Below are 26,945 nucleotides of genomic sequence, written 5' to 3'. Positions count from 1 at the left end.
TATTCTCTGATTAATCCGCAGGAGTAAGTTTTGGTATCCGCAATGTAGTACCGATAGGCACATTATTCGGATCATCTATCACATCCTTATTATACATTACGATATAAGGCCACAGTTTTCTGTTTCTGAAATATTTGTATGCTACTTTCGACAACGTACTTCCCTTCACAATGGTTACAGTGTCCAAAGTCCCGCTTATTTTATAAACCACCTCATCCGACAGATATTTTATTTCCGACACATCATCTGTGGCAACACCGATAATCGAGTCAATAGCTTTCTTATGCACAACTACTGTATCTTCGGCATTATTTTCTTCAGCAGTTTCAATGCTGTCAGACATTTCTGTATCCACAGAATCAACAGGAGCCACAGAAACAGGCTTTTCTTCATACTGCTTCAAGTCATTACTACGTTCCACAGAGTCATTGCTCCTTCCTGCAAACACACCCCACATCACACCTACACCAATAACAACACCCGCCAGAAGTACCGCAGCAAACATATACCATGACATAAACCATCTACGTTGTTTACCTTCTGTATTCTCCGTAGGAATTTCCTCCTTTTCTTCACATGGTTCCGGTGCCTCAGGCGCAACATTTAAAGGAATATTCTCTGCATCCGGGTCTGCCACATTAGCAATATCCGACTGTTCCGAAGCCACATCCGGTTCCGGCTCACTTGGCGTCACCACCTCACCGACTTCAGAAGATTCATTTTCATCAATATCATCAAAATGAACACCTTTATTCAATTCTACAGGCTGAAAATGAGAAAACGGTTTGTTTACAGCTTCCTTCAACGCAGCATCAGGAATAAAAACCACCTTACCCTCATTGTCTGCTTCCGTTATCAGTTTAAAGGTCCCCAAACCCTTAATCTTCACATACTTGTCTCTTTTCAGTCCCTCTTCAATCAAGGCAAAAAAGCTACAGACAAATACATCCGCATCTGACTGTTCCATATTCATTTTTGCAGCGAGTAAAGCCGCAAGATTTTCAATCGTAAGTTTGTCTTCCATTGATTACCCGTTTAGCACCGAATTGATTCTTTCTTTCAACAATGATGAAGGTCTGAAACCCACAAGAAGTTTTGGCGGGAACAATATCCGTTTGCCTGTAGATGCATTGACTTCAATTTTTTCCATCTTCTTCTTTGTCTCAAAAACGCCGAATCCCTGAATAGTCACATCCTTACCTTCCTGCAAATTAGAAGAAACGATGTCTGCCACAGACGACATCAGTTTTGAAATCCTTTTATCATCAATCCCCGTCTTTGCAGACAACGCATCTATAAACTCCTTCTCATTCATTCCGCAATCCTCCCATACAGGTCGAAATCATCGGCATCTTCTATCAGGACATTATAGAAATGGCCTTCCTTCAATCTCTTGCCATCGTCTTTAATAAGAACCTCTGGATCTACCTCCGGAGAATCAAACTCTGTTCTTCCCACATAGTAGTCACCTTCTTTTCTGTCGATTATAACCTTGAAAGTCTTTCCTATTTTCTGATGACTCAACTCTCCGGAAATCTCCTGCTGTAACGCCATCAGCTCATCCAGACGTTTCTGTTTTACCTCCTGCGGTATATCATCATCATAATTTTCAGCCGAGAAAGTACCCTCCTCCTCAGAGTAGGCAAAAGCTCCCATACGGTCAAACTTGGCAACCTTAACGAATTCTTTCAACTGTTCGAAGTCATCTTCAGTTTCTCCGGGATGTCCCACCATAAGAGTAGTACGCAAGTGTATTCCCGGCACTTCTTTACGGAACTCCTCAATCAGTCTGTAAGTTTCCTCTTTTGTCACGTGTCTTCTCATTCGCGACAACATATTGTCACTGATATGCTGCAAAGCAATGTCCATATACTTGCAAACATTATCATTCTCCCTCATTACGCGGAACAACTCTCTTGGGAATTTTGCAGGATATGCATAATGCAGACGTATCCATTCCACCCCAGGAATTTTTGCCATTCTGTCAATCAGTTCCGGCAACATCTGCTTCTTGTAAAGATCAACACCATAATAAGTAAGTTCCTGAGCTATAACCTGAAATTCCTTGACACCTTCCGATACGAGCAATTTCACCTCGTCCAGAATTTCTTCCATCGGTCTTGACACGTGCCTTCCTGTTATTATAGGTATGGCGCAATACGAACACTTTCTGTCACAACCTTCGGAAATTTTCAGATAAGCATAATGTTTAGGAGTAGTAAGATGTCTTTCTATTGCAAATTCCGAATGATAAGCCTTGCCCAAATCCTCAAGCAACTCATTCCAGTTGAATTTACCATAAAATTTATCCACCTGCGGAATTTCCACTTTCAGTTCGCTAAGATAACGTTCAGACAAGCATCCCATTACATAAAGCTTTTTGAGTTTTCCCTCTTCCTTTGCCTGGCAAAACTCCAGAATCATATTAATGGACTCCTCTTTCGCGTCACCGATAAATCCGCAAGTATTAATCACCGCTATCTCCCCATGTGGCTTCTCCGCATCATGTGTCACCTTGTAACCGTTAGCTTCAAGCTGACGCATCAGTTTTTCAGAGTCCACCAGGTTCTTGGAACATCCAAGAGTAATTATATCAATAGTATTTTTTCTCATTTATTTTCCTTCAGAGCCAAACAACGAATCAACAAACTCACGGCGACGGAACACCTGCAAGTCCTCAATACCTTCACCAAGACCTATATATTTCACAGGGATCTTAAACTGGTCAGATATACCAATCACCACACCACCTTTGGCAGTACCGTCAAGTTTGGTTATAGCCATCGCATTAACCTCCGTAGCCAAAGTAAACTGTTTAGCCTGTTCAAAAGCATTTTGTCCTGTAGAACCGTCAAGTACCAGCAACACCTCGTGAGGAGCATCAGGCACAACCTTCTTCATCACGTTCTTAATCTTGGTAAGCTCGTTCATCAGTCCCACCTTGTTATGCAGACGTCCTGCAGTATCAATAATCACTACGTCAGCATTATTAGCCACAGCAGAACTCAAAGTATCAAAAGCCACCGATGCAGGATCGGCTCCCATTTTCTGTTTCACCACAGGCACACCTACACGTTCGCCCCAAATATCCAGCTGTTCAACAGCAGCAGCACGGAAGGTATCGGCAGCACCCAGATACACAGTATTTCCAGCTTTTTTAAATTGATATGCCAGTTTTCCGATGGTTGTAGTCTTACCTACTCCGTTCACTCCCACCACCATTATCACGTATGGTTTCTTTCCTGCAGGCAGAGTAAAGTCCTCAGCATCCACCGTATTGTTTTCAGTAAGCAGAGCCGCAATTTCCTCCCTAAGAATATTGTTAAGTTCCTGGGTATTTACGTACTTATCCTTTGCCACCCTTGTTTCTATACGTTTAATGATGTTCAAGGTAGTCTCCACACCCACATCCGAAGTTACCAACACTTCTTCAAGGTTGTCCAATACTTCATCGTCCACCTTTGATTTTCCGGCAACAGCCCTTGCTATTTTTCCGAAAACACTTTCTTTAGTTTTAGACAATCCCTTGTCCAGAGTTTCCTTCTTTTCTTTAGAGAAAAAGCTAAAAATTCCCATACTTATACAATTATCTATTTATGACACAAAGATATAACTAATTTCTTAGATATAAAAAAAGTTCCCGCCGTTTATTATTGGCGGGAACTTTCAAAATATCATTTAATAGCTGTAATGCTACAATTATTTCTTAAAGAAGTCCTGAACTTTTTCGTTTGGAACCATCTGTTCGTCAAAGATGTAAGCACCAGTCTTAGGTGACTTAACCATTTTGATAACCTTAGTATAAGAACGTCCTTCTTTACCTGTCTGAAGGGTTGCGACTGTTTTCTTTGCCATGGTTTACTCTTATTATTTAATTTCTTTATGTACTGTTACTCTCTTCAAGATTGGGTTATATTTCTTAAGCTCCAATCTTTCAGTTGTATTCTTTCTATTCTTTGTAGTGATATAGCGAGAAGTTCCCGGCAAACCACTTTCCTTCATTTCTGTGCACTCAAGGATTACCTGTACTCTGTTACCTTTAGCTTTCTTAGCCATAGTCTTTCTCTCCTTTTAATTAACCAATAATTTTGATACTCTTCCAATCGCAGTAACCGTTAGCTACAGCTTCGTTCAATGCAGCGTCCAGTCCTTTCTTGTTAATAACTCTCAAGCCGTTAGCGCAGATGTTCAGGCTAATCCAGCAATCTTGTTCTACATAGTAGAATTTCTTTGTAAACAAGTTCACATCAAAAGTTCTTTTAGTTCTTCTCTTTGAGTGTGAAACGTTGTTGCCAATCATGGCTTTCTTTCCGGTAATTTGACAAATTTTTGACATTTCTATCTAGTTTTTATAGTTTCAATTCGTTCATTCTTTAAAACGGAGTGCAAAGTAAGCGTTTTTATTTCAAACATGCAAACTTTTAAGTAATAAATTCTACTTTTCCTCGTTATTTTCTTGATTTTGACACAATTCACGCAATAAATACAGTGCTTTTATGCTTGCATTATGCACATTTTGCTCTCTTCCATTGTCTTCGCAGATTTTTTCTGTTATCACATTATCCTTGTTGCCTGCAGCAATCCAGACAGTACCAATCGGTTTGTCAGGAGTACCGCCTGTAGGTCCTGCAATACCGGATGTAGCTACAGCAAAATCAGCATTGAAAGCCTTCATTGCTCCCTTCACCATTTCCACTACTGTTTCCTCGCTCACCGCGCCGAACTGTTCCAGAGTTTCGGCACTCACCCCAAGCAAATTCTGTTTTGCCTCGTTCGAGTAAGCCACGATTCCACCTTTATAGAATTTTGAACTTCCAGGAATAGCAGTAAGAATAGCAGCTATATTACCGGCTGTACAGCTTTCTGCAGTTGCAAGCGAAAATTCCTCTCTCCAGAAAATCTCGCTTATATCTCGACTTAACATTTTACCTTCTACTGACATAATCTCTTTATATTTTATATTGTTCTATTTAATTGTCACTCTCGAATAAGCCGGCTTGTCTATGCTGCAGAAATCCTTATCCAAGAATTTATAGTATCCTGTAATCGCAATCATGGCAGCATTATCCGTAGTATAGCCGAATTTCGGAATATAGATATTCCATCCATATTTTGCAGCATGTTCGCGGAAAGCATTTCTCAATCCGTTGTTGGCCGAAACTCCACCAGCCACAGCCACCTCGTTTATGCTCGTATCCTTCACAGCCTTACGAAGCTTGTCCATAAGAATATCCACGATAGTTTTTTCCAGTGATGCGGCCAGATCCTCTTTATGATGTTCTATAAAGTCAGGATCATCCTTCAGCCATTCCCTCAACGAATACAGGAAAGAAGTCTTCAGTCCGCTGAAGCTATAATCATATCCCGGGATATGCGGCTTGCTGAAAGTATATGCCGAAGCATTACCCTGTCTAGCCAGTCTGTCTATTATCGGGCCACCCGGATATCCTAATCCCATAACCTTCGAACATTTGTCAATAGCCTCGCCTGCAGCATCGTCAATAGTCTGCCCCAGAACCTCCATATCATTGTATGCATTCACACGTATAATCTGCGAATTACCACCCGAAACGAGCAGACACAGGAAAGGATACTTAGGCTGATTATTATCCTCGCCGGACTCCTTTATAAAATGTGCCAGCACATGTCCCTGCAAGTGATTGACCTCCACCATCGGAATGTCAAGCGATCTGGCAAGCCCCTTAGCGAAAGACACACCCACCAACAGCGACCCCATAAGTCCTGGTCCGCGGGTGAAAGCCACCGCACTCAAATCCTCCTTCTGCACTCCTGCCCTTTTCAGTGCCTCATGCACCACAGGCACTATGTTCTGCTGATGAGCTCTCGAAGCAAGTTCAGGCACCACGCCACCATACGCTTCATGCACAGCCTGGCTGGCAATCACACTCGACAGCAACACACCGTCACGTATCACGGCAGCCGAAGTATCGTCACACGACGACTCTATACCTAATATAACGACATTATCCATTGTAATCTATAATAATAAAGTTTGAAATCAATAAGTAAGTATCTCCAATCCGTTTTCCGTCATAAGGAAAGTATGTTCCCACTGTGCCGAAGGAAGTTCATCCTCAGTAACTACAGTCCAGTCATCCTCCTCATCCACAAATACTTCATACGTACCCATATTAATCATCGGCTCAATGGTAAACACCATTCCCGGCACCAGCAACATTCCCGTACCTTTTTTACCGAAATGCTCCACGTCCGGTTCCTCGTGGAATTCCAGTCCCACACCGTGTCCGCACAGATCCCTTACCACCGAGAAACCGTTCTTCTTGGCATGCTTCTCAATAGCGTTACCAATGTCACCCACGAAACCGAAAGGAGTAGCAGCCTGCATACCAATCTCCAGACACTCCTTTGCCACCCTCACAAGCTTCTCCTTTTCAGGCGAAGTTTTACCTATTATAAACATACGCGAAGCATCAGAGTAATATCCGTCGAGAATAGTCGATACATCCACATTGATAATATCTCCCTCCTCCAATATCTCATCTTCCGACGGAATACCGTGACACACCACCTCATTTATAGAAGTACATACACTTTTCGGAAATCCCTCATAATTGAGCGGTGCAGGTATGGCTCCATGCGACACCGTAAAGTCATACACCATCTTGTCAATCTCAGCCGTACTCATGCCGGCCTTGATTTCACTTGCCACCAAATCAAGCACAGCAGTATTTATCACACCGCTGCGTCTTATTCCCTCAATCTGTTCAGGAGTTTTTATAAGTTTTCTTGAAGGGACCAGATGTCCTTTATTCTGAAAATACAGTACCTTCTTGTCCAGTTCAGTAAGTTCTGCCCCTTTAGGCACTCTCCAGTTTATTTTGTTTCTCACCATATAATTCAATATTGAAATGATATGCAAAGTTAGTAAAAATCGAATTAGACCGGAAACCATTGTGTAATACTTTTCCCCTATACATTTAAAAAACATTAAAAACCCACTCATTCAGCAATAAAAAAGTCTCAATAATTTTTATTAATAATTATTAAGAGTATATTTGTAATCAAAGGCAAGACCTTACTATCTAATAACAAATTAAACAAAACAAGAATGGACAAGTATCAAATCGGCGCAAATGCCGGTATTGTCTGGAACAAACTGAAAGACAATGCACATTGGGATTACAAACAGCTGAAGGCAGCAACAGGTTTAACAGACAGAGATTTAAATGCTGCAATTGGCTGGCTGGCCAGAGAAGACAAGATTGATTTTGACATCAGCGATCAGCATGACACATTATTTCTGAACGTAAATGTTTACATTGGATGATATAACACTACTGTAGCAAGCTTAATTCCATGCCCCGTACAAAAGTTCGTACGGGGCTTTTTTTGTTTTAGCCTCAAATTTAGTACCTTTGCATCAGCATTATAACAAAACACCAAATAACATTTTATGAAATACAAAATCATCGTTTTAGACCTTGACGGTACACTCACCAACACAAAAAAAGAAATAACCCCTCACACACTTGAAGTCCTGCTTCGCGCCCAGGAGAAAGGAATCAAGATAGTACTTGCCTCAGGACGCCCCACCTACGGCATAGCACCTCTGGCAGAAAAACTTCAACTGTCAAAATACGAAGGTTATATTCTGGCATACAACGGCGGCGAAATAATCGACTGGAAAACAGGCGAACTCATGTATAAGAATCTTCTCGACCACGATGTCCTCCCCTATCTTTACCAGTGCGCCAAAGACAACAATTTCGCAATTGTGACATACGATGGCGAGTACGTCCTCACCGAACATCCCGACGATGAATATGTCCTGAAGGAAGCCATCCTCAATGTAATGAAGATAAAGAAGGTTGACAACTTCCTGGAGGCCGTAAAACACCCGATAGCAAAATGCCTTATCGTTGGCGAACCGACCCGCCTTGCCGAACTTGAAAAAGAGATGTACGAACATCTTAAAGACCGCATGGGAGTATTCCGTTCCGAGCCATATTTCCTCGAACTCGTTCCTAAAGGAATAGACAAGGCACAGTCACTTGCCGTACTGCTGAAAGAACTCGGCATGACTAAAGACGAGATGATAGCCATAGGCGACGGTTTCAACGACCTGTCAATGATTAAATACGCAGGCATGGGTGTAGCCATGGGCAATGCACAGCAGGTAGTGAAAGACAATGCAGACTTCATCACACTCACCAATGAAGAAGACGGTGCCGCATATGCCATTGAAAAATTCATGAGTGAAGAATAATATTCACAACCCCTATTATAACACATGAGCCGGTCATTCGCTTTTTACGAATAGCCGGCTCATGTCAGTATTACCAATATTCATTTATCCCACAATAGAATACCCCGCTTCCTGCAAGGCACTTCTTATCAGCTCGATATGCTCTGCATTACGTGTCTCCATCACAAGACGCAGGAAACATGCAGTAACATTGCTTGTATTGTTGTTTCTCTCATGAAGCACGGAAATGATATTTCCTCCAAGATTTGCAATAATTTCCGCCACTCCCTTCAGTTCACCCGGTTTGTCGTGCAAGTCAAGTGTCACGGTATAAGTACGTCCAGACATATCCAGACCCCTGTTGATTACACGGCTCAGGATAGTAACATCAATATTTCCTCCCGACACCACACAAATGGTTTTCTTTCCAGCCACAGGCACCTTGTTAAACATCGCAGCCGCCACAGCCACAGCTCCCGCCCCTTCGGCGATAAGTTTCTGCTGCTCCATTAATGCAAGAATGGCAGCGCAAATCTCATCCTCAGTCACAGTCACTATACCGTCAACATACTTGCTGCAGATCTCAAACGTATGTTCTCCCGGTTCCTTCACCGCTATACCGTCAGCCACAGTCGAAACAGAAGGCAGACACTCACGATGCGCCTTTTCTATAGAGCGCAGCATACTTGCCGCCCCCTGAGCCTGTACACCGTAAACCTTTACATCCGGCTTCAAAGATTTCAAAGCATACGCCACACCCGAAATAAGACCTCCACCGCCAATAGGAACAATCACAGCCTCCACATCAGGCAACTGGTTCAGCAGTTCCAGACCGATAGTACCCTGCCCGGCTATCACATACTCATCGTCAAACGGATGAATAAACGTATATCCCTTCTCTTCCTTCAGTTCAAGAGCCTTCTGATAAGCGTCATCATACACTCCCGGCACAAGACAAACCTTCGCGCCATATCTCTTCGTAGCCTCAACCTTTGATATCGGAGCTCCTGCAGGCAGACATATCAGCGAGTCTATACCATTCTTAGTAGCACCCAGAGCAACACCCTGAGCATGGTTTCCCGCCGAACATGCTATCACCCCCTTCTTCTTCTCCTCTTCAGTCAGACAAGCTATTTTATAGCAAGCACCCCTCAGTTTGAAAGAACCAGTATATTGCAGATTTTCCGGTTTAAGATATATCTGGCTTTCCGGATTTATCTGAGGTGCATATATAAGATCTGTTCTTCTTATTATATCCTTTAGAGCAAACGAAGCCCTGTAAATACTGTCTAATGTTATCATAAGAACTATTTTTTTAATCTTTTGTCTAGTTTATTACTTTTTACCTATCACTTTATCATTTCGGGCGCAAAAATACTTCTTTTTATCATACAATTGTCATGACCGATATTTTTTTCTTCACCGTATAGGGGTTTTTCCATATATCTGCGTTATACCGATAGACTACTTTAATCATTTAAAGTTAGTTTTTTCATACATTCTCTACTTAAAAATAAGCCGGTTATTCGGATTTTCCGAATGACCGGCTTTACTTTTATACTATCTCCCATAAACCAGACTTATTTGACCCTTTTCTCTTGATAAGATTCTTCCTTTTCATTTCTGCAATAATCCTTTCACACTGCCTCAACGACAGTCCCAATGAGTCTGCCATATCCCTAACCGTAGCATTAGGTGAATTAGCAATTATAGCCAATATGTTCCGCTCGTTTATACCGACATTTATACCGTCGTTTATACCGACATTTATACCGACATCTACTACATTCTCAATCTTATGAGCTTTCAAAGCATTTAATATTTCATTCAGCATAAAATCTATAAAAGGACAGCTATTAGCTACCCGTGAGCTTTCAGTAATAGCATCATAATAAGCTTGTTGATTTGCATATACCATATTCTCTACAGGTAGATGTTCAAATAACGGATGCAACCTGCCCAAAATAAGAGACTGCCACAACCTACCCATACACCCATTACCATCACTAAACGGATGAATAAACTCAAATTCATAATGAAACACACATGAACGTATCAACAAATGATCTGTTGATTCAGTAAGCCATTCAAACAAATCATTAACAAGCATTGGCACCCTATCAGCCGGCGGTGCCATGTGTACACATCCTTTTTCGCTGAAAACACCTACACCTCCTGCTCTAAATCTGCCCGCATCCCCTGTTAACGCCTGCATCATCACCCCATGAGCTTTAAGTAAGTCCTCTACAGAAAAAGGATTTAGCGTAGGATATAATTCGTATGTTGCTATCGCATTCTTAACTTCCTGAATTTCTTTAAGTGGAGCCACAACATTCTTCCCGTTTATTATATCACGAACCTGATTCTCTGTCAGATTATTACCTTCAATAGCCAATGAACTGTGAATTGTTTTTATACGATTGGCTTTCCGTAAACGGAGACTATCCGACTGCTCCATACGTATAGCATATCGTTCTATAGTTGAGGATATCTCAGCAATCAGATTAATGGCCTTTGAAGAAACGGTAAACGGTGGTATATACATAATCTACATTATTTACAGTGATGTTCAAATTATAATGTCTTACTTAAAAAACACATATTATTCCTACAAATGTAGTAAAATAAAAACACTTTATCACGTTACACTGTAACTAATATCCAACTTTAAGACCTAATCAATATTTGAATACAATCCCTCTCCTGCACCATACACCGTTTCATGATAGACAACCCTCGCAATGAGATATACAGACACTTATCAGAAAAAGACAGAAACAAGTAGCATACCAGTAGTAATAGCCACCCCCGTAGCCACCAGTCCCGGCATCATGAACGAATGGTTCAACACATACTTTCCGATGCCCGTGGTACCGGTACGGTCAAAGTTTATGGCAGCCACTACAGTAGGATAGTTCGGAATAAAGAAATATCCGTTTACGGCAGGGAACATTGCAATAAGAAGATACGGCGAGATGCCCAACGCCAAACCTAACGGAACAATAGCACGCACAGTAGCCGCCTGACTGTAAAGAAGAATAGACATGACAAACAAAGCCAGCCCAAACAGCCATGGCATACTCTGAACAATACTTTCAATAGAGCCGGTAAGCTGTTCGATGTTACCTTTAATAAAAGTTCACCCATCCAGGCAATACCGAAGATAGCAATCACCGCCTGCATACCTGCAGGGAAAACACTACCTTTTACAGCCTCGATACCATCAATACGCAAAAAGAGCAGAATCAGTGCAGCTGCACTCAGCATCAGGATTTCGATGATAGCCGGCATATCCATCATCACCGCCTTTCCTTCTACCATGAACGTAGGACGCATCTCGCTGATAGAGCCGAAAAGCACAATCAGCAAAGTGGCCATCAAGAATATGATAACAGACCATTTAGCCTTATTCGCATTAGCCACATCAGCCGTCTTAACGCTATCATCACCGATAAGGCCCTCTTTCACCCTACGTTGGTACTCAGGATCATCCAGCAGTTCCTTACCAACTTTCATCGAGCAGAACGCCCCTACCAGTACACCAACCAGAGTAGCCGGCACCGTAATAACCATAATGTCAAAAAGCGTCACACCAGGCAAAAGTCCCAACAATGCCACCGTAGCCGCCGAAATAGGACTGGCAGTAATGGCCTGCTGCGAAGCTATGATAGCTATACCCAACGGACGTTCCGGACGAATCTTGGTCTCACGCGCCACTTCTGCTATTACAGGAAGAACAGAATAAGCCACATGCCCTGTCCCGGCAATGAAAGTAAAGAGATAAGTCACAATCGGACTCAAGATAGTGACATGCGAAGGATTTTTACGCAGAACCTTCTCGGCCAACTTTACCATATAGTCCAGCCCACCGGCTGCCTGCATACACGATGCCGCAGAAATAACCGCCACAATCATCAGCATTACGTCAATGGGAGGAGCCGTAGGCTGAAGACCAAACACAAATATCAGAAAGGCCAGACCTATACCACCCATCACTCCCAAGCCGATACCTCCCAGCCTGGCTCCAATAATTATTGCAATCAAAACAATCAGTAACTGTAATAACATATAAGTTTATTTAATCAAGTTTAGCAAGTGAAAAACAGTAAACAAGGTATTTTAATCAATCGATTATGACTGTGCCCAAAATAGACAAAGAATTTCGTTTTTGCAATATATTTAATACCACTATCCTGAAAAATATTTTTTCATCGCATAGGGGTTTTGGCATAAACCTGCGTTATACCAGTGAAAGAGACAAAGAAATGAAGATAAATTAAATAACGAACCAACTAAACTTCGATTTCAAAATATACAGACTACTTCAATTTTTTTTCATAATAATTACATGTAAAAATCACTTATAGAAGTAGAGTATTATTCATATACAAGCAATCCAAATCAAGTTTTCAATAAGTTTTAAGATTATGCTTTTTGTTGCGAATAATATTAAAGAAGCCACCCGTATTCGGATGGCTATTTTTGCAACACTGTAGATTACCTTATGCCAGATTCATTATTATTTTTTTTGAGAGGGACCATTCTGCAAAGATAATTATAACCAGCTTAATGAAGTTGCACCATTCACAACATGATCATACGTTTCAAGCATCATATCATAACTAATAAAAGAGAAAAGTTCTTTTGCTTTATAATATATCTCCAAATCTATAGTCTGTTCAAATTTCTTCCTATGCTTCTCTGGAGCTACGATAAAAAAGCGAGTCCTAAAATTATGCATTTGCATACAGCGTTTAAATGCTCCTTCTAAAGTACCGATGCTATCTACGACCTCAAATGCATATTGAGGGAATGAGAGTTTTCGGTCACTCATCCAAAGAACATCTACCAACTTCGCTTCTTTAACAATTTCAGGATACGAGAATTCAGGCAGTTGCCTCAAAGTTGCTATGTCACATAAATGAGTGTTATCCCTATAAAGCATCGATGGATCAGCTGTATAGGTTTTAAACTTCTGTACATTACCAAGTTCAAGACATATTCCCTCCATAAAAGAGTGTGCCCGAACTTTATCCGTCATTTTAGGGACTTTTTCCTCTTGATAACCATTTACAGCATAGATACTTAATCCTATTTTTTTAAAACGTGAACCTTGCCTTAATTCTCTATATAAAACACCTCTTATACCTGCATCCCAAGTAGCAGATTGTTTTGCCGTCGGATAAAATTTCTCTATCTGGTCATATATTTGGCTAAGACTTGCAGAACCACCATTGGCAAGCATAACCTGTTCTATTGCATCAACTTTTGTCATATCTTAATAAATAACTACATCATAAATAGGATTTCTGTCTTCAATCTCTCCATGACTATTATATGTATAGGTATATGAGCAATTAAGAGGCTTAAAAATATTAATTGCGATATTTTCAGAAGAATGTTCCAAATATCCCTCTTCACGGTTATAATCAAATTCTGAAAGAGGAAGATCTATAGTCCTACCATTTTCTTGAATAAAATGAACTTTTTTAGCTTTCGTCATGATAAAAAGATCCATTTCTTCTTTTTCCTGTATAATATTATCACAGTGCAAACAAAGAGGTTCTCTTTCCACTTCATCCAAATACATTTGTAGCCCAAAACGATTCGAACGACTACAAAAAGAAATCATCAATTGATTTTTATTCATCGAACTAAAATCCATACCATTAGTTTTTCTACAATTACTACCTTTAACAGCAAAAATAATATTATTTGTTGAAAAACAATAACTCATTATAGGTTTTTAGTTTCATAGACTATTTCAACTTCTTAATATATGCTTCTTCCCTCTCTACAAAGTATCTCAATCATAAAGTAACTTTTCTCTTCGTTTGTCTCAATTACAACGGCACCGGAGCCATTTCTCCTTAACTCATCCTTTATCTTTGAGATACCAGTTTCTCAACATTTAGACAGCCAAAGTTCTTTTAATATTACTTTTTATCATAAATCCACGATTATCTCTTACTTTATAAATCAGAACAATCATCATTCTGGAAAGAAAAGTTAAGCCCACCAACACAAATACTTAACAAATCATCAACTAAAATCCATAATATCCTTAAATTCATAAAAACAAATTAACACTCACCCATCCCAAAAATCAAGAGAAAACGACAAGGAATTCCAACCAAAACGCCTTGACGTCTTAATTTGAATGTCAAAGCATTTTCAAAAGGCTTGCAAAACCTTTGAAAATCTATTGCAAAACAGGAAATTTCATTCTATTTCATCAACAGAAAAGAAGACGCACAAAGTATCATAATAACAATAGAAATACATTATTTAAAAACTATTATCACAACAACTACCAAAATTGCTTACACATAATACAATTTCAAGCACAATAAATACAATTTTACCAATTCACAAAACCGTATAAATACGTTTTTTCAGTTTCAATCGAACCATCACACACAAAACAGCCATTCACAGAAACCCATAATTACAATTTGTCAAAATGACAATTAACATACGTCAGAATATCAATTAACCATTATTATGTAGCCACGTAACAAATGTTACGGTTTGCCCGGCTTATTATCCTTACCTTTGCAGCAAACAATTAAAAAACTAAGCAATATGGATTTAAGAAAGAGAAATGTTGGAGATATAGTAGCCGAAAGATTTGCTACGGCGAGTGTGTTTTATAAGTTTGGAATAGATTTCTGCTGCCATGGTCAAGTTGCCTTGGATGAAGCGTGCAAGAAAGCCAATGTGGACGTAGATACTGTCATTAATGCCATAAATGATAACAACACCGTTTCGGAAGGTGGTATTCCGTTTGCCTCCTGGCCTATCGACCTGCTTATTGACTATGTACTAAAGATACATCACCGAGGAATCAGAAACAATGGTCCGGTACTTCTGGAACTGATAGAAAAAGTGAAGAAAGCACATGGAGAGAGACATCCGGAACTGAACGAGCTGTACGAACAGGTCAGCGTTTCGCTTGAAGATCTGGAAAACCATCTGCAGAAAGAAGAGAATGTACTGTTCCCATACCTGCTTGAACTTTTCGATGCGTCGGAAAGAAATATCAGTATTGAGCCTATGCACTGCGGATCAATAGCAAATCCTATAATGGTAATGAACATGGAACATGAGAATGAAGGTAACAGATATTTACACATAAAGGAGATTACCAAAAATTTTGAAGTTCCGCAGGACGGATGCAATACTTACCGCCTGATGATGACGGAACTGGAGAAGTTCGTGAATGCACTGTTCGAACATATACATATTGAAAACAATATCATGTTCCCGAAAAGCCTGGAACTTGAACAAAGAATGTTCTGACATTAGGAAATGTATTTTTAGAAAATGGGGATGCTTCGGCATCCCTTATTTTTTTGAAGACACAAATAAAAAAGCCCTTCAAATCTTCACGATTTAAAGGACTCCTTGTTCGTTTTTTCCGGCCAATGGATTCCCCAATCCAAAAAACCGTCAGTGTACGTACACCCTCAGGGATTCGAACCCTGGACCCACTGATTAAGAGTCAGTTGCTCTACCAACTGAGCTAAGAGTGCATCCACTAAATTATTGTCAAATTTCCCGAAAGAAGTACACCCTCAGGGATTCGAACCCTGGACCCACTGATTAAGAGTCAGTTGCTCTACCAACTGAGCTAAGAGTGCATCATTTTCGATTGCGGGTGCAAATGTATGACTTTTATTTTAATTTACAAAACATTTTAAAGACAATTTTATCCGTTTTTTATCCTTTTAAATACTATCTGGGGGCTTACAGACCGTTCAAGACACACATTATCAGATGGTTTACACCCTCTCGGAAAAAAGACGGAGCAACTCTTCTTTTAGTATGTCCCTGACCTCGTCCATAGGTATTTCGGAGCCCGTTTCCTTGAAAATAGAGGTGACGCCCTTATCTATAAAGCCACACGGATTGATATGACGGAAATAATCGAGATCGGTATTTACATTGAGCGCAAGACCGTGCATAGTGACAAAATGGCTGCTCCGGACTCCCATCGCACATATCTTTCTTTCGCGTGGTGTACCGGTGTCAAGCCATACTCCGGTTGCTCCCGCTACCCTGTCTGACACTATTCCGTAATGCGAGCAGGTACGGATAACGGCTTCTTCAAGCAGGTGAAGATAGTCTTTCAGTCCAAGATGGTAGTCCTCCAGACAGAGTATGGGATAACATACCAGCTGTCCTGGACCGTGATACGTGATGTCGCCTCCACGGTCGATACGGAACACTTCGGCTCCTATGCGCGAAAGCATCTCGTCGCTTATCAGCATGTTTTCCTGCTTGCCGTGTTTGCCTATTGTATATACGTGCGGGTGCGTACAGAAGATTATACGGTTCTCATACGGTTGTCCCTCGCTGCGGGCTTTTATTAAAGAATTGAACAATTCCGTCTGCCGTTCCCAGGCTTCGGAATAAGGGATGTGCTTCCAGTCTTCTATTTTCATGGTTATGGGTTTAGTTTAAAACAAAAATATAGGTTTTATCTTAATATTGCAAGATGTAGGGCATAAAGCATGCTGCAGATACAGCAAAAAACTATTAAAATGTAAGTATCAGTTTAACTCTTTCAAGAACTTTGTTTATATTTGTATTAAATAGAAATATCACAAAAACAGCTTATGAAAAAAAGAACGGTACTTAATACGACCTTGATGTGTGGGGCGCTTGCGTGTTTCTCATTACTGGGTTGCCAAAATACGGAAACAGCCAAGACTGCAAAAGTGTCAAGCATACAGGCGGATACTCTGGTTTCGCTGAAAGCCGGTGACGAAGCATCGCCAAAATGCAAGGTTTCCATAGACTATATGTATCTTGAGGCCGGAGACGAGAAGGATTCAATTTCTGCCATCATAAATTCCAAAATTCAGAGTATTGCGTTCGGCTATAAATATAGCAATATGGAGCCGAAAGAAGCCATTCCTGCTGTGGTGGGCAAATATACCCAGGACTACAGGGACAAACTCACCAAATTCTACGAGGCTGACGTTCATAACGGAGTAAAACCGGAGGATATCCCTGCATGGTATAACTATGAATATGAGATTACTTCGGAACTGTCGCTCAATAATGACAGTATATGGAATTTTTCCGTATCTACTTTCAAGGATACAGGCGGAGCTCATCCTAACACTACTATAAAATGGGCTAACCTGCTGGCAAAATCGGGTAAAGTGCTTACCAAGGAAGTGGTGTTCAGAAAAGACAAGGAGAAGGAAATCATCGGCCTGATACTGAAGCATCTTATTGACGAGGTGAACCAGAGACTGGAGACTGACACCATAACTTCGCTGGAAGGGCTGAAACAGAACGGCGCGTTGCTGGATGTGGAGCTTTATATTCCTGACAACTTCCTGCTGCTTGAGGACAGGGTTTCGTTTCTCTACAACAGATATGACATAGCTCCGTATTCTATGGGCGAATTCATCATCGACGTGCCATACGCTGAGATTGAAACGATGCTGAACAGAAAATAGCTCTTAATTTTTAATTCTTAATTATTAACTCAATAAATGGAGATTATACAGAAATATTTTCCGGAACTGACCGACACACAGAAGGAGCAGTTCATGGCTTTATACGATTTATATACCGACTGGAACAGCAAGATTAACGTGATTTCCAGAAAAGACATTACAAACCTGTACGAACACCATGTACTTCATTCGCTGGGTATCGCCAAGGTGATTAATTTCCGACCGGGCACTGAGATTATGGACTTGGGAACAGGTGGCGGTTTCCCTGGCATTCCGTTGGCCATCATGTTTCCGGACACTCATTTCCATCTGGTAGATAGCATCGGAAAAAAGGTGAAGGTGGCTACTGAAATAGCTTCTGCCATAGGACTGAAGAATGTCACTACACGTCACTGCAGGGCCGAGGAAGAGAAGCAGCTGTTCGATTTCGTTGTGAGCCGTGCCGTAATGCCGCTTACAGACCTTCTGAAAATAATCAGAAAGAATATCAAGAAGGAACAGAACAACGCTTTGCCTAACGGACTTATCTGCCTGAAGGGCGGTGAGCTTCAGAACGAGGTGCTGCCTGTGAAACATCAGACAGTGATGTATGATCTGAAAGATTATTTCGAAGAGGAATTCTTCGAGACCAAAAAGGTGGTTTACGTTACTATAAACAAATGATCTATGACTATAAAATGCTTTGAATTCAATATGTTTCCGGTAAACACGTATGTGCTTTCGGACGAAACTAACGAAGCGGTAATAATAGATGCCGGATGTTATTACGAGGAAGAGCAGGAGATGCTGAAGCAGTATATCGAGAGAAACGGACTCACTGTGAAACATCTGCTCAACACTCATCTGCATCTGGATCATATATTCGGAAATGCCTTTGTGAGCAGGACTTATGGCGTTATGCCTGAGGCTTCGGCTGACGATGAATTCCTGTTGCCTAAGACTAAGGATTATTGCCGCATGTTCGGGATAGCGATGAACGAGGATGTTCCTGCACTTGGAAAGCAGCTGGCCGACGGTGATGAGGTTCACTTCGGAAATACAACGCTGAAGGTGATAAAGGCTCCGGGACACTCGCCGGGAAGTCTTGTATATTATAACGAGAAGGATGGCTGTCTGTTCTGCGGCGATGTACTGTTCAGAGGGAGTATAGGAAGAACTGACCTTGACGGAGGCAACTACAAACAGTTGATAGACAGTATAAGCAACCGCCTGTTCACCCTGCCGGACGATACAAAAGTCTATACGGGACACAGCGAACCTACTACAATAGGAAACGAAAAGATGAATAATCCGTTTTTCCGTTAAGGCCACAAGGCTACAGTTACAAGTTGACAAGGCATCCATCCGATAAAAAACCTTGTCAACTCGTCAACTTGTCACCTTAAAAAAACTAAAAACTTAAAAACTCACAAACTTAAAACTAATATTACCATGAAAAGTTTCTCATTTGCCGACCGCCATATCGGTATTTCGGAACAGGACATTCCTGTTATGCTCAAAAAAATCGGAGTAAAGTCTGTGGATGAACTTATAGAAAAGACCATCCCGTCTGAAATAAGACTTAAAGAGAGACTGCCACTTAAACCTGCCATGAGTGAATATGAGTTTGCCAACCACATAAACCGTATGGCAGCGAAAAACACAAGATTCAAATCGTATATCGGTCAGGGATGGTATGACACTGCCACTCCTGCCGTAATACAGAGGAACGTATTCGAAAATCCTGTGTGGTACACTTCTTATACACCTTATCAGGCTGAGATATCTCAGGGACGACTTGAGGCTCTTATCAACTTCCAGACTGCAGTGTGCGACCTTACGGCTATGCCGCTTGCCAACTGTTCTCTGCTTGACGAAGCTACAGCCGCTGCCGAGGCTGCCACTATGATGTTCTCACTTAGAAGCCGCAAGCAGCAGAAGGAAGGGGCATGTACACTGTTTGTGGATGAGGAGATTTTCCCGCAGAACCTTGCCGTTATCATGACAAGGGCTATTCCTCAGGGCATGAACGTGAAGACCGGCTCATACAAGGATTTCGAATTTACTCCGGATGTGTTCGGCTGCATAGTGCAATATCCTAACAACAGCGGTAGCGCGGAAGACTACAGAGAGTTCACAGAAAAGGCTCATCAGGCTGAATGCAAGGTGGCTGTGGATGCGGACATCATGTCGCTGGCTCTGCTCGTTCCACCGGGTGAATGGGGTGCCGACATCGTATTCGGTAGCACTCAGAGACTGGGTATTCCTATGTTCTACGGAGGTCCGTCGGCTGCTTATTTTGCTACAAGGGACGAATATAAGAGAAATATGCCGGGACGTATCATAGGTCTGTCGAAAGACAAGTATGGACATCTGTGCTATCGTATGGCATTGCAGACACGCGAACAGCATATCAAACGCGAAAAGGCTACATCTAACATTTGTACAGCCCAAGCTTTGCTGGCTACAATGGCGGGATTCTATGCCGTATATCATGGCCAGGAAGGTATAAAGAATATTGCTTCGGGTATTCACAGCACTACGGTTTGGCTTGCTAAACAGCTTTCAAAACTTGGTTATGTGCAGAAGAATGCCGTTTATTTCGACACTCTGAGACTGCAGATGCCTGATCATGTAAAGACTGACGAAATAAAGACTATATCTGTCGGCAAAGGTGTCAATCTGAGATATTTTGACAATGGTGATGTGGGACTGAGCGTAAACGAGACTACATCTGTAGCCGAAGCAAATCTCCTGTTAAGCATATTTACCATTGCTGCAGAAAAACCTTTCACAGAAACTGCTGAAATTCCTGAAGGATCGGTTATCAAGAAGGATATGAAACGTCAGAGCGGATATCTCACTCACGAGGTGTTCTGCAAATATCACACTGAGACTGAAATGATGAGATATATCAAGCGTCTGGAACGTAAGGATATTTCTCTGGCTCATTCCATGATTTCACTGGGTTCTTGTACAATGAAGCTGAATGCGGCTTCCGAAATGCTCCCTCTCAGCAATGCGGGGTGGATGAACATGCATCCTCTGGCTCCGGCTGACCAGGCTGAAGGTTATATGGAGCTGATAACAAATCTGTCGGAACAGTTGGCTATTATCACTGGTATGGACGGGGTAACTCTCCAACCTAACTCAGGTGCAGCAGGCGAATATACAGGTCTGCGCGTCATTGCGGCTTATCTGAACAGCATCGGTCAGGGTGACAGGGATATTATTCTTATTCCTGCATCGGCTCACGGAACAAATCCTGCATCGGCTATTCAGGCCGGATTTACCACTGTGACCTGTGCGTGCGACGAACATGGCAATGTGGATGTGGAAGACCTGAAACACAAAGCCGAAGAAAACAAGGATCGTCTGGCAGCACTGATGATTACTTATCCTTCCACTCACGGAATCTTTGAGGCCGATATAGTGGAAATCTGCAATATCATACATAACTGCGGTGCACAGGTCTATATGGACGGTGCGAACATGAATGCTCAGGTGGGACTTACCAACCCTGGTACTATCGGTGCGGACGTATGTCATCTGAATCTGCACAAGACATTTGCCAGCCCTCACGGTGGTGGCGGTCCGGGTGTTGGTCCTGTATGCGTGAAATCGCATCTGGTTCCTTTCCTGCCGGGACATGCTTCAACCGGCAATGCTCTGAACGAGGTCTCAGCAGCTCCTTACGGCAGTGCCGGAATCCTGCCTATCACATACGCATATATCTGCATGATGGGTGCTGAAGGTCTGGAGAACGCGACTAAGGCTGCTATCCTCAATGCCAACTATCTGGCTGCATGCCTGAACGACACTTACGGAATAGTATATAGAGGTACAAACGGATTTGTGGGACACGAAATGATACTTGACTGCAGAAGACTGCATGAGGAAAGCGGTATCGACGAAAACGATATATCAAAGCGTCTGATGGATTACGGCTATCATGCTCCTACCCTTTCATTCCCTGTTCACGGCACTCTTATGATTGAACCGACAGAAAGTGAAAGTCTTGCAGAGCTTGACAACTTTGTAGATACTATGCTGAGTATCTGGAATGAGATTGAGGAAGTGAAGAACGGAACCGCTTCTGCAGAAGACAATGTTCTGAAGAATGCGCCTCATCCGGAATATGAAGTGGTGGAAGGTGAATGGGATCATCCTTACACACGCGCAAAAGCTGTATATCCGCTGGAAAGCGTAAGACAGAACAAGTTCTGGATAAATGTGGCAAGAATAGACAATACATTGGGCGACCGCAAGCTGTTACCGACACGGTATGGGTCGTTTGAATGAATTAAAAATGAATAATTAATAATGAAAAATGGCGGGATTGTACTCTCGCCATTTTTTTGTTTAATTGTATGATTATTTTACTTCAAATCTTCTCTAAAAACTAACAACTAATACTCAACTCCTCTTCCTATACCCCAATATCGCCCAAGCATTGAACACCACGGCAAAACCGCATAGGGACAGGAAATACGGAACGAGTTCGGCAAAACCGCTGCCTTTGAGATATACCATACGCATGACGCTGATAAAATATTTCAACGGATTGAATATGGTTATATACTGTGCCCAGTCCGGCATACTGGCTACGGGAGTGAGAAGTCCGCTCATAAGCAGGAATATCATTATGAAGAAGAACATCACGAACATGGCCTGCTGCATGGTATCAGAATAATTGGATACTACAAGTCCCATACCTGATACGGCAACGATATATACCACAGCGAATAGATATATCGTCAGAAGGCTGCCAACAGGTATCAGTGAATATACAAACACAGCCAGCAACATACAGAGTGTAAAGACTATAAGACCTATACACCAGTAAGGTATCAGCTTGGCAAGTATGAACTGCATACGGCTTGCTGGAGTCACATTTATCTGCTCTATGGTACCGGCTTCTTTCTCGCCCACTATATTGAACGCAGGGAGAAATCCGGTTATCATGGTGAGTAGCATCACCATTATGGCAGGTACCATAAAGACTTTATAGTCGAGGTGTGGATTGAACTTGTATTGGGGCATAATCCTGAATGAGTTTCCCACTGAACTAGTTACAGCCGGTTGCGACATCATCATTTCTCCAGACAGCGATGCCGCAAAATCATTGACTATCGTAGAAAGATAGCTACTGCCCAGAATTCCCTTGGTTCCGTTTACGGAGTTTGGCGAAATCATCACACCTGCTACTCTCTCAGTCTGTAAATCTTTCTCGAATCCGTCCGGAATGTCGAGTATTATATCTGCCTTTCCGGCATCGACGTCTCTGAGGGCTTCCTCACTACCGTCGGACACCGACTGGAAGATAAAATATCCTGACGAAACTACCTTGCGCACCAGTTCGTCTGATATCACGCTGCGGTCGTTGTCAACCACAGTAAGACGGATATTCGTCACTTCCTGATTTGCAGCCCATGGCATGATAAGCATCATGAAAAGAGGCATGGCTATTATCATCTTGGGAATGAACTTGTTCCTCATTATCTGCTTGAATTCTTTTTCCAACAAATATTTCAGCATAGACATTTCAGTTTAAACGGTTCTTGAATGTTTTCAGACTCAGTGCTACCAAGGCAACCGTGACAAAAAGCAGTATTCCTATCTCCTTCAGGACGAACTGTATCTCTGCTCCCTGAATCATTATCTTTCTGATGGCATCGACATACCATCTTGCGGGAACAATGGCGGAAAGGCACTGTAGCGGAATGGGCATGCTTTCTACCGGAAATATCAGACCGGAAAGGAGCATGACGGGCATCATAAGTCCCATTCCTGATACGAGCATGGCTGCCACCTGGGTATTCACCACATTGGAGATCAGCAGTCCGAGCGACAATGCAAGGAAGATGAATATCACCGATACGAAAAACAGCAGAGACAGACTGCCGGCAATCGGAACTCCGAGTACATATACCGAAAGCAGTAGTATGGTTATAAGGTTTACCAGTGACAGTGTGAAATATGGTGTTACTTTCGAAAGGATGATATATATCGGTTTCATTGGTGATACAAGGAGAATCTCCATTGTGCCATTCTCCTTTTCGCGCACAATGGCTATTGAGGTCATCATGGCACAGATAAGCATAAGTATCATTCCCATTACTCCGGGAACGAAGTTGTATGCGCTCTCTGCCTGTGGGTTGTACAGCATCCTTATCTCGGGTATTATACGGCACGGGGCACTGCTACCTTCGGACAGTTCCTGCATGCTCTGTGCGAGGATATTGGATGCATAGCCTGTTATCATTGACGCCTGATTAGGTTCCGTACCGTCGGTAATAAGCTGCACGGCGGCATCGCCTCCCTTATGGAGTTCATTTTCGAAATCATCGCTGAACACCATGACAAGGCCAATCTCGCCATACTTGAATACATCGTTTATGCGCGATACATCCCGAATTTCCTCGGCAATGGTGAAATATTCACTGGCATCGAAACGCTCTTTTATGGCTCTTGTTTCCATACTTTGTGAAGGATCGAACACAGCAACCTTGGTGTTTCTCACTTCGGTGGTAATGGCAAAACCAAACAGAAGCATCTGTACCATGGGCATACCCAGGAGGATAAGCATTGTTCTGGAATCGCGGAATATGTGAAGGAATTCCTTTCGGACAAATGTAATAAACTGTTTCATAACTGTCAATCTCCTTTTCGTGTAGCTTCGCGTGCCAACATGCGGAATACTTCGTCCATGTCCGACACACCAAATTTGTTACGCAGAGCCATAGGGCTGTCCAGCGCCTTTATCCTGCCATCTACCATAATGGAGACGCGGTCGCAGTATTCGGCCTCATCCATATAGTGAGTGGTGACAAACACCGTGATACCGCTTGACGCCGCACCGTATATCTGTTCCCAGAAACGGCGGCGCGTGATAGGATCTACCCCACCAGTTGGCTCGTCAAGAAATACTATCTTGGGATTATGGAAAGTGGATATGGCAAATGCAAGTTTCTGTTTCCAGCCCAAAGGAAGGTCGCACACTATGGTGTCGCGCTCTGATTCCATATCTATACTGCGGAGAACTGCATCAGTCTTTTCGGCTATTTCCTTATCCTTCATACCGTAAATACCTCCGTACAGACGCAGGTTCTCCCATACTTTCAGATCTTCATACAATGAGAATTTCTGGCTCATATAGCCGATATTGCGCTTTACCTTTTCAGGTTCGCTATCTATGTCGAAACCTGCCACTGTTCCCTTACCCTCTGTAGGACGGCTCAGTCCACAAAGCATTCGCATAGCTGTAGTCTTGCCCGCCCCGTTGGCACCAAGGAAACCGAAGATTTCTCCTTTCCTTACGTTGAAAGTAATATGATCGACTGCCGTAAAATTGCCAAACCTCTTGGTAAGGTTCTCGGCCTGTATAACGTATTCTTCTTTCATTGCTCATCCTCCTTTAACATCAACATGAAACAGTCTTCCACTGTAGGCTTAATCTCTGTAATATCAATATTTCCGTATCCCTTATTAATCAGATATTCGTTGAGTATAGCGGCAGTAGCACTTTCAACCATAGTGACATGATAGCATGCACCGAATGAGAACGACGATTTCAAGTATGGGCAGGAACGCAGGTCGTTCAGCAGTCCGTGCATATTGTCTGCTGTGACAGAGCATAGTTTTGGGGGATAGGATGCTATGATATTGTCCGGCGAATCTATCCTAAGGAACTTTCCGTTCTGCATCAGTGCTATCCTGTCACAAAGTCTGGCTTCGTCCATATACGGTGTTGATACAATGATGGTTATACCCTGGTTCTTCAGTTTCAGAAGCATTTCCCAAAATTCTTTTCTTGATACGGGATCTACTCCGGTGGTAGGCTCGTCAAGAAAGAGGACTTTCGGTTTATGGATAAGTGCACAGCTCAGTGCTAGTTTCTGCTTCATACCTCCCGATAATTTTCCTGCCCGGCGAGTCTTGAACGGTTCGATATGCTTATAGATATCTTCTATCAGATGGTAATTTTCCTTTACAGTAGTATTGAATACCGTAGCAAAGAAATTCAGGTTTTCCTCTACGGTCAAGTCCTGATACAATGAGAATTTGCCGGGCATATACCCTATTATATTACGTACTGCGGCATAGTCCTTCACCACATCAAGACCTTCAATCACGGCACTGCCACTGTCCGGCAATATCAGTGTGGTGAGGAGACGGAAGAGTGTAGTCTTCCCCGCTCCGTCCGGACCTATGATACCGAAGAGTTCGCCTTTCGGAACATCAAAGCTGACATTGTCGAGCGCCTTGATTGAACTATATGATTTTGATAATTGTGTTACTGATACTGAGGGCATTTTTTGAATTAAAAATTAAAAATTAAGAATTAAAAACTCACCTCGCCATACATTCCGCGCTTGATATATCCGTCGTTCTGTACCTTAATCTTTACGGCATATACAAGGTTAGCACGTTCATCGCGTGTCTGAATGGTCTTCGGAGTAAACTCTGCCTTGTCTGAAATCCATGAAATTACTCCGCGGTATTCCTTTCTGTCGGAGTCACCGCTATCGGCAAAAACCTTTACTTCCTGACCAATCTTCAGACCGGTAATCTGTCCGGATGTGATATAAGCTTTCAGATATATATCGTTGATATTTGCCACCTTGAACAGAGTGCGTCCCTGTACGGCAAGTTCTCCTTTTTCTACATACTTGGCCATAACTGTTCCGTCAACCGGTGATGCGATAGTACTTTTACTTATCATATCGTTCGTAAGTGCTATCTGAGCCTTCAAGGCTTCTGCCTGAGCCTTGGCATTGGCATTGCCGTTTATCAATGTTTCGGTCTGTGCATCCAACTGTTTCTCCAACAGATTGATGGCAGCAGTGATATCGTCCAACTGCTTGCGGTTTCCGGCATTGGCGTTTACTAGATTTTCGAATCGGGTCTGTTCCTTTTTCTGTGTAGCAATCTGCTGACGTATGGCTGCTGTCTGTCTCTCCACATCACATATACGGCTTTCTGTCGCCTTTACATTGGCCTCAAGCTGAAGCCTCTGAAGGTAAAGCTGTACGGTATCAATATATCCCACAGGCTTACCTGCAGTAACTTCCGTACCTTCGTCTATATCAAGTTCCATAATCTCACCGGCCACTCTTGCCGATACCATTACTTCTGTCACTTCGAATACTCCCGAAGCATCGTACTTACTGTCGCTTCCCGAACATGCTGTCAGGAGAGCCATTGCTGATATAATAAAAAGAATGTTTCTCATATTTCCCTGTTTTTTATGTATTGAAAAG

Annotated in this window: 26 protein-coding genes, 2 tRNA genes and 2 pseudogenes; 7 read left to right on the top strand and 23 right to left on the bottom strand. The window is 42.3% G+C overall.

From position 1 onward, the window contains the following. Positions 1-10: 10 nt before the first annotated feature. The 10 genes from OCV82_RS00305 to map all read right to left on the bottom strand — a co-directional run bounded on the left by OCV82_RS00305 (position 11) and on the right by map (position 6,874). Positions 11-1,024 (bottom strand): HU family DNA-binding protein, encoded by a 1,014-nt coding sequence (locus OCV82_RS00305; protein ID WP_154042556.1) that lies wholly within the window; start codon positions 1,022-1,024, stop codon positions 11-13. Positions 1,025-1,027: 3 nt separating this feature from the next. After that, complete coding sequence (locus tag OCV82_RS00300; RefSeq protein WP_154042555.1) at positions 1,028-1,315, bottom strand: HU family DNA-binding protein; 288 nt, start codon at positions 1,313-1,315, stop codon at positions 1,028-1,030. After that, entirely contained in the window at positions 1,312-2,613 is a 1,302-nt protein-coding gene (gene rimO, locus OCV82_RS00295; RefSeq protein WP_154042554.1) for a 30S ribosomal protein S12 methylthiotransferase RimO, read from the bottom strand. The genes OCV82_RS00300 and rimO overlap by 4 nt, the downstream gene beginning before the upstream one ends. Further along, positions 2,614-3,576: a signal recognition particle-docking protein FtsY gene (gene ftsY / locus OCV82_RS00290; RefSeq protein WP_154042553.1), complete on the bottom strand. Its 963-nt coding sequence runs from the start codon at positions 3,574-3,576 to the stop codon at positions 2,614-2,616. Between the two features lie 123 nt (positions 3,577-3,699). Beyond that, complete coding sequence (locus OCV82_RS00285) at positions 3,700-3,855, bottom strand: DUF4295 domain-containing protein (protein ID WP_005841293.1); 156 nt, start codon at positions 3,853-3,855, stop codon at positions 3,700-3,702. Between the two features lie 12 nt (positions 3,856-3,867). Then, positions 3,868-4,056, bottom strand: coding sequence for a 50S ribosomal protein L33 (rpmG, locus tag OCV82_RS00280; protein WP_154042552.1), 189 nt, complete (start codon positions 4,054-4,056; stop codon positions 3,868-3,870). A gap of 19 nt (positions 4,057-4,075) precedes the next feature. After that, the gene (rpmB, locus tag OCV82_RS00275; RefSeq protein ID WP_154042551.1) at positions 4,076-4,336 is read right to left on the bottom strand and encodes a 50S ribosomal protein L28; all 261 of its coding nucleotides are present in this window, start codon (positions 4,334-4,336) and stop codon (positions 4,076-4,078) included. A 99-nt stretch (positions 4,337-4,435) separates the two neighbouring features. Further along, positions 4,436-4,942 carry a CinA family protein gene (locus tag OCV82_RS00270; RefSeq protein ID WP_154042550.1) on the bottom strand — a complete coding sequence of 169 codons (507 nt, stop codon included), beginning with the start codon at positions 4,940-4,942 and terminating at the stop codon, positions 4,436-4,438. 24 nt (positions 4,943-4,966) lie between these two features. Then, positions 4,967-5,992 carry a tRNA (adenosine(37)-N6)-threonylcarbamoyltransferase complex transferase subunit TsaD gene (tsaD, locus tag OCV82_RS00265; protein WP_154042549.1) on the bottom strand — a complete coding sequence of 342 codons (1,026 nt, stop codon included), beginning with the start codon at positions 5,990-5,992 and terminating at the stop codon, positions 4,967-4,969. Between the two features lie 27 nt (positions 5,993-6,019). Continuing rightward, a complete protein-coding gene (gene map / locus OCV82_RS00260; RefSeq protein ID WP_154042548.1) occupies positions 6,020-6,874 on the bottom strand; it encodes a type I methionyl aminopeptidase in 855 nt (284 codons plus the stop codon). 216 nt (positions 6,875-7,090) lie between these two features. Here map and OCV82_RS00255 point away from each other — a divergent pair, with 216 nt between their 5' ends. Then, on the top strand, positions 7,091-7,309 hold the full coding sequence (locus OCV82_RS00255) for a winged helix-turn-helix domain-containing protein (RefSeq protein ID WP_154042547.1): 219 nt from the start codon (positions 7,091-7,093) through the stop codon (positions 7,307-7,309). Positions 7,310-7,435: 126 nt separating this feature from the next. Further along, complete coding sequence (locus OCV82_RS00250) at positions 7,436-8,248, top strand: Cof-type HAD-IIB family hydrolase (protein ID WP_154042546.1); 813 nt, start codon at positions 7,436-7,438, stop codon at positions 8,246-8,248. Positions 8,249-8,332: 84 nt separating this feature from the next. On the opposite strand, the gene ilvA is transcribed toward OCV82_RS00250, so the two are convergent. The 5 genes and pseudogenes from ilvA to OCV82_RS00225 form a co-directional block, all read right to left on the bottom strand. Beyond that, complete coding sequence (ilvA, locus tag OCV82_RS00245; protein WP_154042545.1) at positions 8,333-9,529, bottom strand: threonine ammonia-lyase; 1,197 nt, start codon at positions 9,527-9,529, stop codon at positions 8,333-8,335. Positions 9,530-9,782: 253 nt separating this feature from the next. Then, entirely contained in the window at positions 9,783-10,772 is a 990-nt protein-coding gene (locus OCV82_RS00240; RefSeq protein ID WP_154042544.1) for a Fic family protein, read from the bottom strand. Between the two features lie 216 nt (positions 10,773-10,988). Further along, a pseudogene (locus tag OCV82_RS00235) lies at positions 10,989-12,295 on the bottom strand (anaerobic C4-dicarboxylate transporter family protein). A gap of 487 nt (positions 12,296-12,782) precedes the next feature. Continuing rightward, a complete protein-coding gene (locus OCV82_RS00230) occupies positions 12,783-13,502 on the bottom strand; it encodes a hypothetical protein (RefSeq protein ID WP_154042543.1) in 720 nt (239 codons plus the stop codon). A gap of 3 nt (positions 13,503-13,505) precedes the next feature. Beyond that, positions 13,506-13,892, bottom strand: coding sequence for a hypothetical protein (locus OCV82_RS00225; protein WP_154042542.1), 387 nt, complete (start codon positions 13,890-13,892; stop codon positions 13,506-13,508). Positions 13,893-14,812: 920 nt separating this feature from the next. Between OCV82_RS00225 and ric the strand changes: the two genes are divergently transcribed. Further along, positions 14,813-15,529 (top strand): iron-sulfur cluster repair di-iron protein, encoded by a 717-nt coding sequence (gene ric, locus OCV82_RS00220; RefSeq protein WP_154042541.1) that lies wholly within the window; start codon positions 14,813-14,815, stop codon positions 15,527-15,529. A gap of 160 nt (positions 15,530-15,689) precedes the next feature. On the opposite strand, the gene OCV82_RS00215 is transcribed toward ric, so the two are convergent. The 3 genes from OCV82_RS00215 to lipB all read right to left on the bottom strand — a co-directional run bounded on the left by OCV82_RS00215 (position 15,690) and on the right by lipB (position 16,674). Continuing rightward, positions 15,690-15,762 (bottom strand) — tRNA-Lys (locus tag OCV82_RS00215). A 35-nt stretch (positions 15,763-15,797) separates the two neighbouring features. Then, positions 15,798-15,870 (bottom strand) — tRNA-Lys (locus OCV82_RS00210). A gap of 141 nt (positions 15,871-16,011) precedes the next feature. Next, positions 16,012-16,674, bottom strand: a complete 663-nt coding sequence (lipB, locus tag OCV82_RS00205) for a lipoyl(octanoyl) transferase LipB (protein ID WP_154042540.1) — start codon at positions 16,672-16,674, stop codon at positions 16,012-16,014. Between the two features lie 174 nt (positions 16,675-16,848). Between lipB and OCV82_RS00200 the strand changes: the two genes are divergently transcribed. The 4 genes from OCV82_RS00200 (at position 16,849) to gcvP (ending at position 21,984) form a co-directional block, all read left to right on the top strand. Continuing rightward, positions 16,849-17,703, top strand: coding sequence for a DUF3298 and DUF4163 domain-containing protein (locus OCV82_RS00200; RefSeq protein WP_154042539.1), 855 nt, complete (start codon positions 16,849-16,851; stop codon positions 17,701-17,703). A 36-nt stretch (positions 17,704-17,739) separates the two neighbouring features. Continuing rightward, positions 17,740-18,366, top strand: coding sequence for a 16S rRNA (guanine(527)-N(7))-methyltransferase RsmG (rsmG, locus tag OCV82_RS00195; RefSeq protein WP_154042538.1), 627 nt, complete (start codon positions 17,740-17,742; stop codon positions 18,364-18,366). A 3-nt stretch (positions 18,367-18,369) separates the two neighbouring features. Further along, complete coding sequence (locus tag OCV82_RS00190) at positions 18,370-19,008, top strand: MBL fold metallo-hydrolase (RefSeq protein ID WP_154042537.1); 639 nt, start codon at positions 18,370-18,372, stop codon at positions 19,006-19,008. Between the two features lie 126 nt (positions 19,009-19,134). Further along, a complete protein-coding gene (gcvP, locus tag OCV82_RS00185; protein ID WP_154042536.1) occupies positions 19,135-21,984 on the top strand; it encodes an aminomethyl-transferring glycine dehydrogenase in 2,850 nt (949 codons plus the stop codon). Between the two features lie 114 nt (positions 21,985-22,098). Here gcvP and OCV82_RS00180 read toward each other — a convergent pair whose 3' ends face one another. The 5 genes and pseudogenes from OCV82_RS00180 to OCV82_RS00160 form a co-directional block, all read right to left on the bottom strand. Further along, complete coding sequence (locus tag OCV82_RS00180) at positions 22,099-23,220, bottom strand: ABC transporter permease (protein ID WP_154042535.1); 1,122 nt, start codon at positions 23,218-23,220, stop codon at positions 22,099-22,101. 7 nt (positions 23,221-23,227) lie between these two features. Beyond that, on the bottom strand, positions 23,228-24,334 hold the full coding sequence (locus tag OCV82_RS00175; protein WP_154042534.1) for an ABC transporter permease: 1,107 nt from the start codon (positions 24,332-24,334) through the stop codon (positions 23,228-23,230). 5 nt (positions 24,335-24,339) lie between these two features. Then, positions 24,340-25,074, bottom strand: a pseudogene (locus tag OCV82_RS00170) (ABC transporter ATP-binding protein); the annotation flags it as partial. 8 nt (positions 25,075-25,082) lie between these two features. Then, positions 25,083-25,997 (bottom strand): ABC transporter ATP-binding protein, encoded by a 915-nt coding sequence (locus OCV82_RS00165; RefSeq protein ID WP_154042532.1) that lies wholly within the window; start codon positions 25,995-25,997, stop codon positions 25,083-25,085. 29 nt (positions 25,998-26,026) lie between these two features. Next, on the bottom strand, positions 26,027-26,917 hold the full coding sequence (locus tag OCV82_RS00160) for an HlyD family secretion protein (RefSeq protein ID WP_154042531.1): 891 nt from the start codon (positions 26,915-26,917) through the stop codon (positions 26,027-26,029). Positions 26,918-26,945 lie beyond the last annotated feature (28 nt).

It is taken from the genome of Bacteroides cellulolyticus (assembly GCF_025567135.1).
Classification (GTDB): domain Bacteria; phylum Bacteroidota; class Bacteroidia; order Bacteroidales; family Bacteroidaceae; genus Phocaeicola; species Phocaeicola cellulolyticus.
The sequence above is the reverse complement of the archived record's forward strand: the minus strand, read 5'-3'. Positions and strand labels throughout refer to the sequence as shown.

Bases quoted from the DNA above. Each gene is read 5' to 3' on its own strand.
- OCV82_RS00305 (WP_154042556.1), bottom strand. From the start codon at position 1,024: ATGGAAGACAAACTTACGATTGAAAATCTTGCGGCTTTACTCGCTGCA.
- OCV82_RS00300 (WP_154042555.1), bottom strand. From the start codon at position 1,315: ATGAATGAGAAGGAGTTTATAGATGCGTTGTCTGCAAAGACGGGGATT.
- rimO (WP_154042554.1), bottom strand. From the start codon at position 2,613: ATGAGAAAAAATACTATTGATATAATTACTCTTGGATGTTCCAAGAAC.
- ftsY (WP_154042553.1), bottom strand. From the start codon at position 3,576: ATGGGAATTTTTAGCTTTTTCTCTAAAGAAAAGAAGGAAACTCTGGAC.
- OCV82_RS00285 (WP_005841293.1), bottom strand. From the start codon at position 3,855: ATGGCAAAGAAAACAGTCGCAACCCTTCAGACAGGTAAAGAAGGACGT.
- rpmG (WP_154042552.1), bottom strand. From the start codon at position 4,056: ATGGCTAAGAAAGCTAAAGGTAACAGAGTACAGGTAATCCTTGAGTGC.
- rpmB (WP_154042551.1), bottom strand. From the start codon at position 4,336: ATGTCAAAAATTTGTCAAATTACCGGAAAGAAAGCCATGATTGGCAAC.
- OCV82_RS00270 (WP_154042550.1), bottom strand. From the start codon at position 4,942: ATGTCAGTAGAAGGTAAAATGTTAAGTCGAGATATAAGCGAGATTTTC.
- tsaD (WP_154042549.1), bottom strand. From the start codon at position 5,992: ATGGATAATGTCGTTATATTAGGTATAGAGTCGTCGTGTGACGATACT.
- map (WP_154042548.1), bottom strand. From the start codon at position 6,874: ATGGTGAGAAACAAAATAAACTGGAGAGTGCCTAAAGGGGCAGAACTT.
- OCV82_RS00255 (WP_154042547.1), top strand. From the start codon at position 7,091: ATGGACAAGTATCAAATCGGCGCAAATGCCGGTATTGTCTGGAACAAA.
- OCV82_RS00250 (WP_154042546.1), top strand. From the start codon at position 7,436: ATGAAATACAAAATCATCGTTTTAGACCTTGACGGTACACTCACCAAC.
- ilvA (WP_154042545.1), bottom strand. From the start codon at position 9,529: ATGATAACATTAGACAGTATTTACAGGGCTTCGTTTGCTCTAAAGGAT.
- OCV82_RS00240 (WP_154042544.1), bottom strand. From the start codon at position 10,772: ATGTATATACCACCGTTTACCGTTTCTTCAAAGGCCATTAATCTGATT.
- OCV82_RS00230 (WP_154042543.1), bottom strand. From the start codon at position 13,502: ATGACAAAAGTTGATGCAATAGAACAGGTTATGCTTGCCAATGGTGGT.
- OCV82_RS00225 (WP_154042542.1), bottom strand. From the start codon at position 13,892: ATGGATTTTAGTTCGATGAATAAAAATCAATTGATGATTTCTTTTTGT.
- ric (WP_154042541.1), top strand. From the start codon at position 14,813: ATGGATTTAAGAAAGAGAAATGTTGGAGATATAGTAGCCGAAAGATTT.
- lipB (WP_154042540.1), bottom strand. From the start codon at position 16,674: ATGAAAATAGAAGACTGGAAGCACATCCCTTATTCCGAAGCCTGGGAA.
- OCV82_RS00200 (WP_154042539.1), top strand. From the start codon at position 16,849: ATGAAAAAAAGAACGGTACTTAATACGACCTTGATGTGTGGGGCGCTT.
- rsmG (WP_154042538.1), top strand. From the start codon at position 17,740: ATGGAGATTATACAGAAATATTTTCCGGAACTGACCGACACACAGAAG.
- OCV82_RS00190 (WP_154042537.1), top strand. From the start codon at position 18,370: ATGACTATAAAATGCTTTGAATTCAATATGTTTCCGGTAAACACGTAT.
- gcvP (WP_154042536.1), top strand. From the start codon at position 19,135: ATGAAAAGTTTCTCATTTGCCGACCGCCATATCGGTATTTCGGAACAG.
- OCV82_RS00180 (WP_154042535.1), bottom strand. From the start codon at position 23,220: ATGCTGAAATATTTGTTGGAAAAAGAATTCAAGCAGATAATGAGGAAC.
- OCV82_RS00175 (WP_154042534.1), bottom strand. From the start codon at position 24,334: ATGAAACAGTTTATTACATTTGTCCGAAAGGAATTCCTTCACATATTC.
- OCV82_RS00165 (WP_154042532.1), bottom strand. From the start codon at position 25,997: ATGCCCTCAGTATCAGTAACACAATTATCAAAATCATATAGTTCAATC.
- OCV82_RS00160 (WP_154042531.1), bottom strand. From the start codon at position 26,917: ATGAGAAACATTCTTTTTATTATATCAGCAATGGCTCTCCTGACAGCA.